12 protein-coding genes are annotated in these 16,205 nt (G+C 64.0%); 7 read left to right on the top strand and 5 right to left on the bottom strand.

The genetic code is table 11. The annotated features are described in order from the left end of the window. The first annotated feature begins 373 nt into the window (after positions 1-373). Positions 374-811, top strand: a complete 438-nt coding sequence (locus tag C1878_RS05970; protein WP_114600765.1) for a GNAT family N-acetyltransferase — start codon at positions 374-376, stop codon at positions 809-811. Between the two features lie 40 nt (positions 812-851). Here C1878_RS05970 and C1878_RS17080 read toward each other — a convergent pair whose 3' ends face one another. After that, positions 852-1,067: a helix-turn-helix domain-containing protein gene (locus C1878_RS17080; RefSeq protein WP_114600764.1), complete on the bottom strand. Its 216-nt coding sequence runs from the start codon at positions 1,065-1,067 to the stop codon at positions 852-854. Positions 1,068-1,363: 296 nt separating this feature from the next. Between C1878_RS17080 and C1878_RS05960 the strand changes: the two genes are divergently transcribed. The 6 genes from C1878_RS05960 (at position 1,364) to C1878_RS05935 (ending at position 12,538) form a co-directional block, all read left to right on the top strand. Then, positions 1,364-4,099 (top strand): LuxR C-terminal-related transcriptional regulator, encoded by a 2,736-nt coding sequence (locus tag C1878_RS05960; RefSeq protein WP_158539742.1) that lies wholly within the window; start codon positions 1,364-1,366, stop codon positions 4,097-4,099. 529 nt (positions 4,100-4,628) lie between these two features. Then, entirely contained in the window at positions 4,629-7,298 is a 2,670-nt protein-coding gene (locus C1878_RS05955; protein WP_114600762.1) for a molybdopterin-dependent oxidoreductase, read from the top strand. Next, on the top strand, positions 7,299-7,568 hold the full coding sequence (locus C1878_RS17075; RefSeq protein ID WP_114600761.1) for a 4Fe-4S binding protein: 270 nt from the start codon (positions 7,299-7,301) through the stop codon (positions 7,566-7,568). 113 nt (positions 7,569-7,681) lie between these two features. Then, positions 7,682-9,004 carry a nitrate/nitrite transporter gene (locus C1878_RS05945; RefSeq protein ID WP_158539740.1) on the top strand — a complete coding sequence of 441 codons (1,323 nt, stop codon included), beginning with the start codon at positions 7,682-7,684 and terminating at the stop codon, positions 9,002-9,004. A gap of 136 nt (positions 9,005-9,140) precedes the next feature. Next, positions 9,141-11,747, top strand: coding sequence for a molybdopterin-dependent oxidoreductase (locus tag C1878_RS05940; RefSeq protein WP_114600759.1), 2,607 nt, complete (start codon positions 9,141-9,143; stop codon positions 11,745-11,747). Between the two features lie 2 nt (positions 11,748-11,749). Continuing rightward, on the top strand, positions 11,750-12,538 hold the full coding sequence (locus tag C1878_RS05935; protein WP_114600758.1) for a 4Fe-4S dicluster domain-containing protein: 789 nt from the start codon (positions 11,750-11,752) through the stop codon (positions 12,536-12,538). A 349-nt stretch (positions 12,539-12,887) separates the two neighbouring features. On the opposite strand, the gene C1878_RS05930 is transcribed toward C1878_RS05935, so the two are convergent. From C1878_RS05930 to C1878_RS05915, 4 genes are all read right to left on the bottom strand, one after another. Next, complete coding sequence (locus C1878_RS05930; protein ID WP_080144761.1) at positions 12,888-13,319, bottom strand: PadR family transcriptional regulator; 432 nt, start codon at positions 13,317-13,319, stop codon at positions 12,888-12,890. Between the two features lie 242 nt (positions 13,320-13,561). Next, the gene (locus C1878_RS05925) at positions 13,562-14,299 is read right to left on the bottom strand and encodes an ABC transporter permease (RefSeq protein ID WP_114600757.1); all 738 of its coding nucleotides are present in this window, start codon (positions 14,297-14,299) and stop codon (positions 13,562-13,564) included. Then, entirely contained in the window at positions 14,300-15,142 is an 843-nt protein-coding gene (locus C1878_RS05920; RefSeq protein ID WP_114600756.1) for an ABC transporter ATP-binding protein, read from the bottom strand. A gap of 327 nt (positions 15,143-15,469) precedes the next feature. Beyond that, positions 15,470-16,198: an ABC transporter permease gene (locus C1878_RS05915; RefSeq protein WP_114600755.1), complete on the bottom strand. Its 729-nt coding sequence runs from the start codon at positions 16,196-16,198 to the stop codon at positions 15,470-15,472. Positions 16,199-16,205 lie beyond the last annotated feature (7 nt).

Here is a 16,205-nt window from a genome sequence, read left to right as displayed (position 1 = left end):
CGATCGGACGGCTTGCGATCGGGCGGGACGGGGGCCCGGCCGACGGCCGAAGAGGGCTTCCGAGCCGCCGGCGAGGTTTTCGCGGGACGGGCCGACCCGGGCTATGCCGACCCTGGTTTGACAGCGGACGGTGGTATTCCATGCAGAGCCGCCGTCAGCCCCGGTGCGCTCCCGGGTCGATAGCGCTAGGAACATGGGAGCGCGAACGCTCTCCTGCATAGATCGGTTGGTTCCTCTCACGTTGTCGAGTGCCGCAAAGGACGTTACAATTCGAACATGGAAAGCCGCTCGGCCGACGCCGCCGCGTTCGGGGCCTCGCTGGACGGAAAAGGCGGGCCGCATCCTTGGGAAGCGGCGTTGAAAGGAACGTGCCATGGCCGACGAACTGTTCACCATTCGCGACGCGCGAGCCGACGATAAGCCCGTGCTCGACGCCTATGCGAACGCGGAGGGTATGGACGCCATCCCTGGCATCGAGGGCGTGCGCGTGGCTGTGAACGGGGACGACGAGGTGGTGGGGTTCATCCGCATCGCGCTTGACGATGAGGACGGCACGGCGTTCGTGAACCCGGTCATCACGCACGAGACGTGGCGCGGCTACGGCGTGGGGCGCGCGCTCATGGACGAGGCCCTTGCGCGCCACGGCGAGCTGCGGCTCGTGTCGCGCGGCGGAAGCCTGGCGTTCTACGAGGCTCTCGGCTACGAGCACATCGGGTGGGACCTCATCAAGATGGCGCTGGTGGACGATTGCGACCACTGCGAGCTGCGCGACGAATGCGGGCCGGTTCCCATGCGGAAGAGACTGGGCTAGGATGTCGGCGGGTTGTTCTGCTATCCAGCTTTAGGCGTTATCATCGACTCAAAAGTTCGGATACGTCGAGGCCGAGCGCATCCGCTATCTCGCAGAGCCTATCGAATTTCAGATTGTACTCGCCGCGCTCGAGGCGACTTACGTAAGACTGGTCGCTTCCGATCATATGGGCGAATCTTGTTTGGGAAAGACGCTGTCGCATCCGCTCTTGGCGGATGGCCGTACCTAGTCGTTCCCTGCGCTCGTTTGTTTGCATGTACTAATAGTATGTCGTATAGTGCATAATTATATGTTGTATACAGCATATAATTATGTGAATCCGTTACGTGGGAAAAAGGCGCGAATCCGTTAAGTGGCACCGTCATGTTTGAAGCGGTTTGAAAAAAGTCCTACTATAAGCAAACCGCAAACACGCGCCAAGCTGCCGGCAGCGAGTGTCGGCAGCGTAAGCGGTGCGGCCAAAGGGGGCTTATGGTCACTTCGGCGGAGAGAGAACCGCGAAATCCTGTTGTACGCGCGAAATTGACGCAGCCGATGCTGCCGATAGGGCACGTGGACAGAGCGGAGTTAATCGAAAAGCTCGATACGCTCGCCCAGCAGAAATTGACGTTGGTAAGCGCGCCGACGGGCTACGGCAAAACCGGCCTGATGGCGGCGTTCGCCCAGAGAAAAACGGCTGAGGGTTGCCTCGTATCGTGGCTGACCGTCGATGAGGAAGACGCCGACCTGGCCCGCTTTTGCCGACACGCCGTCGCGGCGTTGAACGGCTTCGGCGAGGGGGTCGCCTCGAAGATCAAGCAGGTGGCCGAGGCGTGCGGGATCGACGACGATGGTTTGGACGGGGACGTGCTCGTGTCCCTGGGGAACGTGCTGTTCGAGGCGCTTCCTCCCGACGAACCCTGCTATCTGCTCATCGACGATTACGGCAGCGCGGAGCAAGGAGGCTTCGACGCGCGCTTGCTGCGCTTCTGCTCATCGACGCCTTCCAGCTTCCATGTGGTGGTCACGTCCTCTGCGTTTTCATGGAGTTTCCAGGCCGATGCCTATCGTTTGGGTTACGGGTGCCTCACCGTCGAGGACCTGGCTTTGACGCTTGAAGAGGCCCGGCGGTTGGTGGACGCCTCATGCGAGGTGCCGCCGTCCGACGAAGCGCTGATCGAGGCATACAAGCGCACCGAAGGGTGGCCGCAGGGGCTCGTGCTTGTGGCACGGACACTGTCGGGTGCGTGCTGCGCCGCCGACGTTCGGCTCGACGGCACCCTCTTAATCGTCCGCCGCTATTTCGAGGCACAGGTATCGCGGCTGGTGACGGGCGATTTGCTTTCGTTTATGTTGGAGATGTCGGTGCTTGAGACGTTCAACCGTTCCCTGTGCGAAGCGGTTTTCGGCTCCGGCTCGACGCAGGCGCTTCTCGACGAGCTCATTCGGCGCAATCTTTTCGTCGTGCCCTGCGACGACGAAGGCGAATGGTTCCGCTTCAACCATCTATTCGGCGACTGGCTGCGCAACGAGCTGCTGCAGCTGCGCATGGAGGATATCCGCAAGCGCTGTGTTCGGGCGAGCGAGTGGTTTTACGATTACGGCATGAAGGACGAAGCGGCGAAGTATTTGCTGCTGGTGAGCGATTTCGACTACGTCGCGAACCTCACTGAGGCGACGTGCTCGCTTTCGAGAGGAGACAAGCGGACCCATTACCTGCTATGGCTTTGCCGCATTCCGTCGGCGGAGTTCGCAGAATCGCCGCTGCTATGCATGCTTTCCGCTTGGTCGTACATCACGAACGCCCGCGTTGCCGATGCGCAGCGCTGGATCGCCCGATTCGAGCGCAGCATGCAAGGCCCTGAACATGCCGACAGCCTCGATCCCAGCATCGTGGAATTCTCTTCGAAGTGCCTCAAGATGAAATGCACCGCCATGGAAGGCGATGGCAGGGAGGCCCTGGCGCAGTGCGACGAACTGTTGAGCAGCGGCTACGAGATCAAGCCGTCGCTCATGAGCATGATCTATCAATCGCTGGGCGAGGCGTACGAGCGCATCGGCGACATGGCCCAAGCGCAGGAGATATACCTGCAGGCGCAGGCCAGCGCCAGCGTTGATGCGACCATGCATCAGCTTTTGTTCAACTCATTCAGCTTCGCTGAAGTGCAGTACTGCTTCGGCGAGCTTGACGAAGCCCGAGAGGGTTGCGAGAAGCTGCTGCAGATATGCCCGTCGGATTTCGCGATATATGGGGCCATCTGTGCGCTCTTAGCGCGCGTGTTGCTCGAGCGCAACGAGAAGGATCGCGCCGCCGTCTTGGTAGAGCGCTCGCTCAAGCGTACGTCGTACTATCGGCATATCGACATGTACTTGGAGGCGAAGATCGCCCAAGCGGGATGCCTCGCTGCAAGGGGAAACCTCTCCGAGGCTTATGAAACCATCGTCGAAGGGATACTGCACGGCGAACAGGAGGACGTTCCCCGGGCCGTGCTCCTGCACGCCTATTTCAAGCAGGCCGAGATCGCCGCCCGCCGGTGCAACCTACGTGATCTGCTCGTTATAGAGCACAAGTTCGCGGCGCGGGTGCACGAGGAGGACGTGTACTGCCAACTGCTGCTCTCGTTCGTGCATGCTCTCGCGGAACGCGAGAAGGGGAATGTCGAAGCGGCGCTTGAAGCGCTTGGTTCGCTGACGGTGCGTGCTCGAGAAGGCAGGTTCGTCTGCGTGGCGGTGAAAGCGCTCGCCACCCAAGCTGTCGTCCTACACTCCTTGGGTGACGAGACGCGCGCCTGCGCCCAGCTGAACGAACTGTTGATGCTGGCGAGCCGGCGCGGCTTCGTCCGCAGCCTTCTCGATGCGGGCGCGCCTATGCGCGACCTGTTGCGCGATTACTCGATGTCGCGGAAGGCGGGAGCCGCCGTACGCTCTTACGTGAAATCGTTGCTTGTGGAATTCGAGAAGGAATTGCCGACGACGCCATCGGGCATTGATGATCCGGGGGCGTTCGCCAACGACGGTCCCGATCCACTTACGCCTCGGGAGCTGGAGATACTCAAGCTTCTCAACATGGGCATGTCGCGCAAGGAGATATCCGACACGCTTTGCATCAGCGTAAACACGGCGAAAAAGCACCTTGCGAACATCTACAGCAAGCTCGGCGTGGGCACGCGCGAAGAGGCGCTGAGAGCATACGCGGCGAACCGCTCTGTCGAAAGCGGCGGGGAGCGTTCGGCCGTCCGCGACGCTAAGGGCGACTTCCCGTCTTACCCTCGCTTATCACCCTCCTGTTCGGTCTTGCGGAGGTCATGATTACCCTCTAACCCTCGCGTATCCTCTCTAGCAAGCGCTGCCGTTTGGGTGGCGTCAAACAATCGAGGGAAGGATACGCCATGTGCTTCAGACCGCCCGCAACCGATAACGGCCCCATGAAATGCCCAGCTTGCGGAGCCGAGGTGGCTCCCGGCGTCACCGCATGCCCCCAGTGCGGCTGTACGTCGCAAGCTCCGAACATGCGCGCCCCGGGCGCACCGCCGGTGCCTCCGGCGCCGGGTGCGCCGAGCGCTCCCACGCCGCCGCCCGCGCCTCGTTCCTAAAGGCCGAGGGGCTGCATCGGAGCGATCCGCTTTTCGAGCGGGCGCGGGGGACGCGGTCCCGCTTGCGCCTGGTCCCTGCGGTAACCCCGGTTCGTAACCCTCGCGCATCACCCGCGCGATGCCATAGGTTGGGGTCATGAAAAGCACCGGCGCCTTCAGTAAAGTGAAGCTGCTGTTAGGGGGATTTCCGGAAGCGCCCTTATGCGTCGCACTACATGAGCAAGTAGAGGAGAGAGGGGAACGATATGCCCGAGAACATGGTCGGCGTGCCGAACAACCACGTCGACGAGAGCGGCATCCGCTGGCGGCGCACCCGCTGCCACATGTGCCACATGAACTGCGGCATCTTCGCCGGCGTCGATACGAAGACCGGCAGGCTGGTGGAGCTGCGGCCCAACGACGACGAAGGCACGGTGCTGTGCAACCGCCTGGGCGAGAAGGGCGAGCGCGCCATCAAGTTCCACTACCATCCCAAGCGCATCAACCACCCGCTCAAGCGCGCGGGCGAGCGCGGCGAGGACAGGTGGGAGCAGATATCCTACGACCAGGCCATCAAGGAGATCTCCGAGAAGCTCCAGGCCATCATCGACGAGTACGGCCCCGAGGCGCTCGTTTCCTCCGAGGGCACGTACCGCTCCGACCACCTGTGGGCGCGCAGCCGCTTCACCAACCTGCTGGGCAACCCCGGCAACGTCATCGATCCGGGCACCATCTGCTGGTGTTGGAACTACTCGCTGAACATGGCCATGGTGGGTTGGCCCATCGAGTCGATGATGCCCGCTTCGCCGCAGCTGTCCCAGACCATCGTGAACTGGGGCAAGCGCTGCTCCGAGTCCTACGCCCCCGAGGCGCCGCTGTGGCGCACCATCAAGGGTCGCACGACCGTGAACGAGGAATCCCCGGCGCAGATGATCGTGGTGGACCCGGTGTGCATCAGCGAGGCCGGCCAGGCGGATATCTGGCTGCAGCCCTATCCGAACACCGACTGCCTCATCTCGCTGGCGTGGATCAACTACATCATCGAGAACAAGCTCTACAACGAGGACTTCCTGAAGTACTGGTCCAACGCCGTGTTCCTGGTGCGCACCGACACGAACAAGCTCCTGCGCGCGAGCGAGGTGTCCGCCGACGGCCTGCACGACGACTTCGTGGTCTGGGACCAGGCGACGAACGGCACGCTTTGTTGGTGCTCCGACGAGAACCGCTACTACGCGCCCGAGGACGCGCCGGTGGACGCGGCGCTGTACGGCACCTATGCGGTGACGCTCGCCGACGGCTCGCAGGTCGAGTGCCGCACGGCGTTCGACGCCATCGCCGCGCGCATGGCGCAGTACACGCCGGCTTACGCCGCCAAGGTGTCCGGCGTGCCCGCCCGCAAGATCGAAGAGGCCGCGCGCCTGTACGCGACGAACGGCCCCGCCTGCATCATCTGGGGCCTCGGCGGCGGCGACCAGCACGGCAACAACGCCTCGAGCTTCGGCATCGCCAAGACCATCCTGCGCATCCTGACGGGCAACATCGACAACCCCGGTGGTGAGTTCGTGGGACGCCCCGCCGACCCCAACGCCGTGGGCAAGGAGAAGCTCTACCCGGTGCGCGACGCCGAGATGGAGCTCTCGCACCTGCAGAAGCCCGAGAACCAGTCCAAGTACATCGGCAACGACCGCTTCCGCGTCATGGCGTGGCCCGGCTTCAAGATGATCGACAAGAACTACCGCAAGATGTTCGGCTTGCCCCGTCCGATGCTCCATCAGATGCTGTGCTCGCCGGCGCTCGTCATGGACGCCATCCTGGACGAGAAGCCGTATCCCATCAAGGCGATGATCGCGTGGAGCTCCAACCCGCTGGCCTGGGCGCCGAACACGAAAAAGATGTACAAGGCCCTGAAGAAGCTCGACCTGCTGGTGGTGTGCGAGTACTGGAAGACCCCGACGGCGGCGCTGGCCGACTACATCATGCCCGCGGCGGACTGGATGGAGCGCCCCATGTGCACCACCTCCGAGGACTCCATGGACTTCATCACCGTGGGCGACCGCGGCGTGGAGCCCTTCGCCGAGCGCCGCATGGACTACGACTTCTTCCGCGCCCTGGGCTGCGCCATGGGGCAGGAAGAGCACTGGCCGTGGGAGACCTACGAGGATCTCATCAAGTACCGCATCGAGCGCGTTCCCGACCTCACCTACGAGAAGGTGGTGAACGACGGCACGTACTTCCCGTATCCCACCGAGTACTACAAGTACGCCCAGCGCCTTGAGAACGGCCAGATCTGCGGCTTCGCCACGAACTCGCGCAAGGCCGAGATATACGCCTCGGTCATCGAGGATTTGGGCTACGACCCGCTGCCGGTGTACCGCGAGCCCGAGTCGCCGCTCGGCAACCCGGAGATGGCCAAGGAGTACCCGCTGCGCCTGACCACCGCCGGCCGCATCAGCCCGCTGTACCACTCCGAGATGCGCACGCCCGGCCACGGCACCCGCACCGTCGCCCCGTATCCCATGACGTGGATGCACTTCAACGACGCGCGCGCCCTGCACATCAAGGAAGGCGACTGGATCTGGATCGAGACGCCCATGGGCCGCATCCGTCAGAAAGCGCACCTGGGTTGGGACATTCCCGAAGGCGTGGTGCAGGTTCCGCCCAGCTGGTGGTATCCGGAGCTGCCCGCTGAGGAGCCGTGGTCGCAGGGCGTGTTCGAGGCCGCCGCGAACGTGCTCATCGACGACGATCCGGACAAGGCCGACCAGATGACGGCCACGTGGAACTGCCGCGGTCTTCTGTGCAAGGTGTACCCGTGCATCGATCCGTGCGACGGCTCCGACGACAACGTTCCGGCCGACCAGTACGACGGCGCGCATGACACCGTGTGGGATCGCGCGTACGAGAACTTGGGTTTCTGGAGCGTCGAGAAAGGCTAGATGCAATCGTTCGATAAAAGGGGGGCAGGCATGGGAGCATATGGACCACCTCTGGGGTTTTACCGTAACAACCCATGCGTCCACATCGATCCCATGCTCTGCACGGCTTGCGTTAGATGCATGGAAGTTTGCCCGAGAAAGGGGGTTATCGGTATCGAGATGATTTCCGGCAAGAGGTACGCAAAAGTAAAAAATCCAGGCGATTGCGCCGGGTGCGGAAGATGCGTGGAGGCGTGCCTCACCAACGCGATCGGCCTCTTCTTCACCTGACCGCCTCGTCGATGGGGTCTTGCCGGAACAGGGTGTGTTTTCGGGTCGGGCTTCGAAAGGGGCTCGCATATTATCCGCATGAATGCGTTTGTCGAGGAACCAAGGAGGAAGTTATGAGTGAAGCAGTTGTCGACAAGTCGGCATACGGCACATCGGCGGTCGCGCAATGGGGAGTTGCCGACGACCAGCTGAGCATGGGCAAGAAGTGGCTGAGTTTCGCCGTGCTGTTTATTTTCGCCATCGGGTGCGTGTTCCAGTACATGATGGTTCCCCCGATTCTCCCCCAGGTCGGCGGGGCGTTCGGAGCTGATCCCAACGATTTCGGCATGATGATGTCCGTGTTCGCCATCGTCGGCATCATCGTCGCGTATCCGGCGACCTGGATCATGCAGAACGTCGGCGTGAAGATGGCCGTCATCGTGACGGCCGTGGTGAGCGTAATAGGAACCGCCATCTGCCTTGCGGCCGGTGACTGGACCATGATGCTGGTGGGGCGCACCCTCCAGGGCTGCTCCTTCGGCCTCATCGCCGTTATCGGACCCAACATCATCCCCCGCTTGATTCCGCTGGGCAAGCAGGGCTTGGCGATGGGCATCTACTCCATGTGGTTCCCGGTGGGCCAGGTCATCGCGACCTTCACGGTGCCCCTCGCCTACGGCGCCTTCGGCTGGACGTCCGCGTTCTGGATGTCTCTCGTCATCCTGGTCGTGACGGTCGCGGTCTTCGTCGCGCTGTTCAAGCTGCCCTGCATTCCCGAGAACCTTCTCGCCGAAGAGCGCGTGAAGGCCAAGACGGGCAAGATACGCAAGATATTCTTCGCATCCGCGCTCATCGTCGGGTTCTCGTTCGTGGGCTTCGAGCTGGTGTTCTATGCCTACAACGACTTCTTCGCGACCTACGCCCAGATGGTGATGGGCATGGACGTCTCCGTCGCCTCCAACGCCATCCTCGTCGCCAACCTGCTCACCATTCCCGCCGGCGTCATCACCGGCATCCTGTGCGACAAGACCAACCGCCGCAAGGAGATACTCATCGCCGGCTACGTCGTGTTCGCGGTGCTGTTCGCCTTCTTCGCCTGGTCGAACACCGGCAACGAGACCATGTCCTGGGCGTGCGCGATCATCCTGGGCATCGTTCCGTTCTCCGTCATCCCGGTGTGCACGCGCTGCCTCGTGCCGGTGCTCTGCCCTGACCCCAAAAAGTGCGACTGGGCCCTCACCGGTATGGCGGTGGGCACGACCCTCGGCGGGTTCGGTGCTGGCTTCTTCATGAACCTCTCGGGCGCCCTGTCGTGGGCGACGGCAGGCATGATCTTCGCCATCATCCCGGCCATCACCGTCGTCGTGCTCTTCTTCACCAAAGGCGACCACAGCCTCATGGTGGGCAAAGAGGCGAACGCTTCTCTCGAAGCAGCCAGCGCTTCTGAAGCCGAATAGGTAGCACGCTCCGGAAACACGCCGGCTCCGCTGCGCGCAAGAGGGCGGCGGAGTCGGAACGGGGCGCACGATAAGGCGCTTCGAGTTCGGAGTATTGAACGAGCTTCGTTCGCGATTCTCTTGAAAGGAGAAAACCATGTCAGAAAAGACCGCTGACAAATCGGTCGTCAAGTGCCTTGGGTTCTGCGGCTTCGGTATGGGCTCCAACATCACCGAGGTCGACGTGAAGGACGGGCGCGTGGCGCGCATCCGTCCGCTGCACTACGATCAGCTGTACAAGCCCGAGGATCTGAACGCCTGGAAGATCGAGGCGCGCGGGCACGTGCTCGAACCGGGCATGAAGAGCTATCCGCCGCCGCTGTCGGTGGCGTACAAGACGCGCACGTACTCGCCGAACCGCATACCGTACCCGCTCAAGCGCGTGGACTGGGATCCGAACGGCGAGCGCAACACGCAGAACCGCGGCACGTCGAAGTACGTGCGCATCTCGTGGGACGAGGCGTGCGACCTCGTAGCCGCCGAGATCAAGCGCATCCAGGAGGAGGCCGGCCCGTTCTCCATCCTGGCGCAGTCCGACGGCCACGGCGAGACGAAGAACGTCCACGCCGCCCACGGTTGCCAGACGAACCTGCTGAACCTGACCGGTGGCTTCCTCAAGCAGGCCCGCCAGCCCGACAGCTGGGAAGGCTGGTACTGGGGCGCCAAGCACGCCTGGGGCATGGATCCGGTGGGCATGCAGACCATCACGACGAACGTCATCAAGGACATCTCCGAGAACGGCGACGCCGTCTTCTACTGGGGCGCCGACCCGGAGACCACGCCGTGGGGCTGGGGCGGCCAGATGGCCAGCCGTCTGTGCTACTGGTTCAACGAGATCGGCGTTTTGTCGGTGTTCGTGGCGCCCGACTGCAACTACGCGGCGGCGGTGCACGCCGACAAGTGGATTCCCGTGCTGCCCAACACCGACGTGGCGCTGCAGCTGGCCATTGCCTACGTGTGGATGACCGAGGGCACCTTTGAGAAGGAGTACCTGGACACGCATGCCGTGGGCTTCGACTGGTTCGAGTACTACGTGCTCGGCCGCGAGGACGGCGTGCCGAAGACGCCGGAGTGGGCGGCCGAGCGCTGCGGCGTGCCCGACTACCGCATCAAGGCGCTCGCGCGCTACTGGGCCAAGCACAAGGTGTCCATCGCCCACTGCAACGGCGGCGGCTACATCCGCGCGGCCTTCGCGCATGAACCGGCCCGCATGGAGGTGTATCTGTTGGGCATGCGCGGCGTGGGCCAGCCGGGCGTGAACCAGTTCCAAATGATCGAGTGGCAGCTCATGGACGTGAAAACGCTCAACCCGCTGCCCTCGTGCAGTGTGCTGCCCTCTTCCGAGGGCGCTTACCGCGGTGCGACGATGGACTTGAGCGAGCCGTTCATCCCCAAGACCATGATCCACAAGGCCATCACCGAGCCGTCCATCGAATGGCACGGCCACGTGATCGCCGGCATCGACCGCGCCGACCAACTCATCCCGTTCAAGTACGCGCCCGAGCCGGGCAAGGGCATCCGCATGATCTGGTCCGACTCGCCCTGCTGGTCGACGTGCTGGAACGGTGGACACGAGTTCCAGGATGCGCTGCGCCATCCGAACCTCGAGTTCGTGCTCGTCCAGCATCCGTGGATGGAGAACGATTGCCTGTTCGCCGACATCATCCTGCCGACTTCGACCACGCTCGAGTTGGAGGACTTCAACGTCGACGTGCGCAGCGGCCAGTGGAACGCCATCGCTTACGAAGGCCAGGCGGTCGACCCGGTGGGCGATGTGCGCACCGACTACGAGGCCGTGGGCGAGGTGGCCCGCGCGCTAGAGAAGCTGGGCGGTGTCTACGAGAACTTGTATGAGCACTACACTCACGGTAACGAGGTCATCGACTGGATCGAAAAGGGTTTCCGCGAGTGCGGCATGGAAGGCGGCGATACGGCCGACTTCGACCGGTTCCTCGAGGACCGCTTCAAGCTGTTCCCGACGAAGGAGGACTGGGAGGAGGCTCCTGCGGGCCTCATCGGCTTCTACGAGGACCCGGAGAATAATCCGCTGCTCACGCCCTCGGGCAAGATCGAGTACTACTCCACGACGCTGGCCGAGACGTTCCCCGACGATAAGGTGCGCGGCCCGGTGGCCCACTGGATCGAGAAGGGCGATGGCCACGACGACCGCATCTCGAGCGAGCGCGCCAAGGAGTACCCGTATTTGCTGGTGACGAACCACCCGCGTTGGCGCGTGCACGCGAACCACGACGACGTGCCCTGGTTCCGCGAGCTGGCCACGGGCAAAGTGGTCGGCCCCGACGGTTACGGCTACGAGCCTCTGTACGTGAACCCCGCCGACGCCGAGAAACTGGGCTTGGCCGATGGCGACATCGCCGGCATCTACAACGAGCGCGGCATGGTGCTGGGCGGCGTCATCCTGTCCGAGCGCATCATGCCCGGCGCGGTGTCGCAGGACCACGGTGCGCGCTGCGACAGCATCGTGGTGGGCATGGGCGGCCTGGACCGCGGCGGAGCCAACAACCTCATCTGCCCCTCGGCCACCACGTCGAAGAACGCGGCCGGCGAGGTGACGAACAGCTTCCTCGTGGGCGTGAAGAAAGTCGACGTGTTCGAACTGGCGGAGCAGTACCCCGAGGCGTTCGCGCGTTCCTACGACGCGGCGTGCGGCCGGGTGCTGGACAGCCTGATTGTGGAGGAGTAGCCATGAAAGCGTTTCTGATCGACGTTGCGAAGTGCAACGGGTGCCATAACTGCCAGATATCCTGCAAGGACGAGCACTGCGGCACCGCTTGGATGCCCTATGCGGCCGACCAGCCCATGACCGGGCAGTTCTGGTGCAAGGTTGACGAAAGGGTGCGCGGCAGCGTGCCGGTGGTGCGCGTGTCGTACACGCCGCTTGTGTGCGGCCACTGCGACGACGCGCCCTGCATGGCCGCCGCCAAGGACGGCGCGGTGTACCGCCGCGACGACGGGCTGGTGGTCATCGACCCCGCCCGCGCCAAGGGGCAGCGCGCCATCATGGAGGCGTGCCCGATGGGCGCGGTGTACTGGAACGACGATTTGGACCTGCCTCAGAAGTGCACGGGCTGCGCGCACCTGCTGGATGACGGCTGGAGCGAGCCGCGCTGCGTGGACGCCTGCCCCACAGGTGCTCTGGCGTTCGGCGAGGAGGACGAGTTCGACCTCGCGGGCGCCGAGTTGCTGGAGCCGGTGGCCGGTTTGGGGGCGCACGCCTGGTACAAGAACCTGCCGAAGCGCTTCGTGGCCGGCTGCGTCGTGGACTTCGAGGCACGTGAGGTGTGCGTGGGTGCGGAGGTCTCGCTGCTCGACGAGGCGGGCGTGGAAGCGGCTCGCATGATGACCGACGACTTCGGTGACTTCATGTTCGACCAAGTGGAGCCCGCTGCCTACACGGTGCGCATCGCCGGCAAGGAGTTCGCCGCCGACGCGCGGGAGAAGGACGTCAACCTGGGCGATATCGCCTGCGCGTAAGGAAAGACGGCTTGATGCGTGTGGTGCTTGAGTTTGAAAACGAACAGACTCAAACTTAAAAGAAGAATTATAGGGGGGGGGCTTCGGCTGCCTTCCCTGCATGGCGGCAGACTGCGACGGGACCGGTGTCAGGCATGGGCGCCGCTCTTCACCGAGTTCGCCACCAGCGATTTCAGGCGAGTCGCCTCGGCGCATCTCGGAGCCGTTCCCTTGACCCCGTAAAAAGCAAGGCTGCGGCCCGGTTCCCATGCGGAAGAAGGTATGACGAAAAGCGGCCCGCTCGATGGTTCGAACGGGCCGCTTTCTTCTTCCGGACGTCAGTGCGTCTCGACGTGCGAGGCGGAGGCGGTTAGTGCGAGCACATGGGCGCGTCGGGCAGGTCGATCTTCAGGGCGCCGGCGGCCAGGCCGCGCAGCTCCTCGAGCGTCAGCTCGTAGCAGGCCAAAGCGTCGATCCAGCGTCGCAGGCAGCGGCGGCCCTTGTCGGTGAGCGTGAACAGGCGCTTGGCGGAACCCTCCTCGGGCGTGTCCCACACCGACGTGACCAGCTCGGCCTCCTCCATGCGCTTGAGAGCGCGATAGATGCCGGTGGCATCGGGCTTCTTGCCGCCGAACATGGGCGACTCGGCGGCCTGCTGCACGATGACGTAGCCGTGAAGCGGCTTGTCCGAGCAGGCGAGCAAAGTGAGGATGGTGGGCTGCGACAGGCGGTTGAGCGACTTGCCGAGCTCGGCGCACTCTTTCATATCCTCGTCGGACTTGGGATGGCAGCTGCTCCACATGGGCGGACCCTCTTTCTCGTTCTGATTTCGTCACCCCTTGCAGATCGGCTGCGCTACGGGAGGGTGCGTTTTTCTCGGCGAATTTATCAACCACTATCATCTCATAACTATTTGCAGAATGCTACTAGTCAAAAAATGAAAATATTAGCTTTTTCGGTATGGGGTATATCGCCGTGATCGCGCACCGAATGATCGTGCGTTGCAAAAAGCGCCCGATCATTCGGTTTTTTGTTCGCTTGTTCCTAGTTGTCCCGCGCCAGCCGCTTGTAGAGCAGGGCGAAGGCCACGGCGGCCGCCGCCACCCAGGCGAGCGTGACGGCCAGCGGCACGAGCGCGTCGGACGTGAGCAGGTTGCCCTGGGCCAGCAGCAGCCCCAGCTCGTTCATGCCGCCGGTGGGCAAGTAGGCGGCGGCTTCTGAGAAGCCGTCCACCATCTGGGCGAACATGGGGGCTATTCCTAAGATGAGGACGGGCATGCTCAGCACGCCGGCCGACATCTGGTCGCGCGCTGCCAACCCCAGCAGAAGCGACAGCAGCACGAGGGGCACCGACCCCACGATACCGATGGCGACGAACGCCGGCAAGCCTTCAAGCGGCTGGCCAATAACCAGGTAGCAGGCCGCGTCGACCACGGCTATGGCCGCGAGCGTCACCAGGCCGCGGGAGGCCAGCACCTGCTCGGCGCTCACGTTCGCCAGCATGAGCGTGCGCAGCGTGTGCTTCTCCTTCTCCTCGGCCAGCGCCGTGAGCGTGGCCATGGAGGCCACCATGGTGGTGGTGAACAGCAGCGACCACGAAACCAGCATGAGGGACAGCCCCTCCGCTCCGATCTCGCTTCCCATGCTGTCCGCGAACGCGTAGCGGTAGAACAGCATGAACCCGACGGGCAGCAGGCAGCACACGAGCATGGTGGGGTTGCGCGCCACGTCCTTGAGGTCCTTGCCCAGAAGCGCCCCGGTCTTGCGCAATGTGGCTTCCATTTAAAACTCCCTTCCCGTCAGCTCGAGGAACACTTCTTCCAGGTTCGGCTCCACCGAATGGATGGACAGGCACCCGCCCGAGGCCAGCGCCTCGGCCACGGCGGACGCTCCCGCCGCGTCCTTCGACGTGCGCACGACGCGCCCGTCGGCCAGGCGCATGAGAACCTCGTTCTTGGCGAAGCGCAGCCGCAGCGCCTCGGGGGCGTCGCAGGCGACGAGCCGGCCCTCGTCCAAGATGCCCACGCGCCGGCACAAATCCTCGGCCTCGGCCATGTCGTGGGTGGTGAGGAATACGGTGGTGCCGGCGTCGTTCAGCTCGCGCAGCATCTTGTGCACCTCGGCGCGCGCGGCGGGGTCGAGGCCGCTCGTGGGCTCGTCGAGGAACAGGAGCTCGGGGCCGTGCACGAGCGCCGCCAAGAGCGCCGCGCGCTGGCGCATGCCCTTCGAGCAGTTCTTGACGAGCGTCTTGCGGTCGTCGGCCAGGTTCATGCGCTCCAGCAGCGTGGGCAGGTTGTTGCCGGTCACGCCGCGGATCTTCGCGTAGAAGCGCAGGTTGTCCTCGATGCTCATGCGCTCGTAGAGGGCGCTCGTGTCGGAGAGGACGCCGATGCGCTCGTAGTCGGCGTTCGACGCGTGCTCGATGGGCCGGCCGAACAGCGTGATGCGGCCGGAGTCCTTCACCAGCTGCCGCGTGAGCAGCTTGATGGTGGTGGTTTTGCCCGCGCCCGAGGGGCCGAGGAAGCCGAAGCATTCGCCGCGCTCCACCTGGAACGCCAGATGGTCGAGCACGCGCTTCTCCTTGAAGCTGAGGGACACGTCCTCCATGGACAGCAAGGGGCTCATGAGCGGTCCTTCCACTTGCTGCCGATATGCTCGGCTGCGGCAAGGGCCAGCCCGATGACGCAGGCGGCGAGGGTGAGTTCCATGTCGATTCCTTTCACGTGGTGGTCTGCTTGCTCAAGCAACAGCTTTCCACGACGTGTTGGGTCGGACAAGGGAAACGCGACGCCGGGAGCGCGCCGCGCGACGACAGGAGCCCAGGAGGGGACGACAGGAGCACGCCGCCGCCCCTGTCGAATGCTCAGGACGACAACGGGGCCGGCCTCGCTTCCGCTCAGGATGACAACCTGCGCGCCTCGCTATCTCCGTTCAGGCCGATAACCCGTGTGGCTACACGTCGCGCGGCGCGTGCCTCAGCGCCACGGCCAGGGCGATGGCGGAGACGGCGATCCAGGCGACGGTGAGCGCGGCGGGGAGCACGGCCTGGGCGGAGAAGAGGGCGTCCTGCGCAAGCAGCTGCGCGAGCACGAACACGCCGCCGGTTGGCAGGAGGGCGGTGAACGGGATGAGCGCCTCGCCGTACTGGAAGAACATCGGAGCGAGCCCGACGAACAGGATGGGTATGCTGTACAGGCTGGAGTCGGTCTGATTGCGGGCGAACACGGCAGGCATCAGCGAAAGCAGCGTGATGACGGTCGCGCCGGCGGCGCCGAGGGCGACGAGCGGAAACAGCCGGTGAGCCGGCTCGCCCGCGCAAAGGAAGCATGCGGCCGTGACGGCGGCAGTGAGGAGGACCGACGCGATTCCGCGTGCGAGCATGAGCTGCTTCAGGCTGACGCCGGCCAGAAGCAGCGTGCGCAGCGCGCCCTTCTCGCGGTCGAGCGCCGTGGTGTAGAGCGCGATGGTGGGCGGGGCCATGGTGGTGGCGAACGTGAGCATGGTGGGGAACACGAACCAGCTCATGACGTGCTGGGCGTCCTCCGCTCCGCCCAGCACGGCCCGGTACAGGACGGTGAACCCGATGGGCAGGATGCAGATGACGAGCAGGCCGAGGTTCTTCACCGTGTCCTCGAGGCACTTCGCCACCAGCGCGCCGGTCGTGCGCAACGTCCCTTGCATCGTTTTC

The sequence above is a fragment of the Gordonibacter sp. 28C genome (assembly GCF_003339845.1).
Classification (GTDB): domain Bacteria; phylum Actinomycetota; class Coriobacteriia; order Coriobacteriales; family Eggerthellaceae; genus Gordonibacter.
Note: the sequence above shows the minus strand (reverse complement) of the source record. Positions and strands in the feature narration are given on the sequence as shown.

Excerpts from the sequence above, each read along its gene's own strand:
- C1878_RS05970 (WP_114600765.1), top strand. The coding sequence starts at position 374 with ATGGCCGACGAACTGTTCACCATTCGCGACGCGCGAGCCGACGATAAG.
- C1878_RS17080 (WP_114600764.1), bottom strand. The coding sequence starts at position 1,067 with ATGCAAACAAACGAGCGCAGGGAACGACTAGGTACGGCCATCCGCCAA.
- C1878_RS05955 (WP_114600762.1), top strand. The coding sequence starts at position 4,629 with ATGCCCGAGAACATGGTCGGCGTGCCGAACAACCACGTCGACGAGAGC.
- C1878_RS17075 (WP_114600761.1), top strand. The coding sequence starts at position 7,299 with ATGCAATCGTTCGATAAAAGGGGGGCAGGCATGGGAGCATATGGACCA.
- C1878_RS05945 (WP_158539740.1), top strand. The coding sequence starts at position 7,682 with ATGAGTGAAGCAGTTGTCGACAAGTCGGCATACGGCACATCGGCGGTC.
- C1878_RS05940 (WP_114600759.1), top strand. The coding sequence starts at position 9,141 with ATGTCAGAAAAGACCGCTGACAAATCGGTCGTCAAGTGCCTTGGGTTC.
- C1878_RS05935 (WP_114600758.1), top strand. The coding sequence starts at position 11,750 with ATGAAAGCGTTTCTGATCGACGTTGCGAAGTGCAACGGGTGCCATAAC.
- C1878_RS05930 (WP_080144761.1), bottom strand. The coding sequence starts at position 13,319 with ATGTGGAGCAGCTGCCATCCCAAGTCCGACGAGGATATGAAAGAGTGC.
- C1878_RS05925 (WP_114600757.1), bottom strand. The coding sequence starts at position 14,299 with ATGGAAGCCACATTGCGCAAGACCGGGGCGCTTCTGGGCAAGGACCTC.
- C1878_RS05920 (WP_114600756.1), bottom strand. The coding sequence starts at position 15,142 with ATGAGCCCCTTGCTGTCCATGGAGGACGTGTCCCTCAGCTTCAAGGAG.
- C1878_RS05915 (WP_114600755.1), bottom strand. The coding sequence starts at position 16,198 with ATGCAAGGGACGTTGCGCACGACCGGCGCGCTGGTGGCGAAGTGCCTC.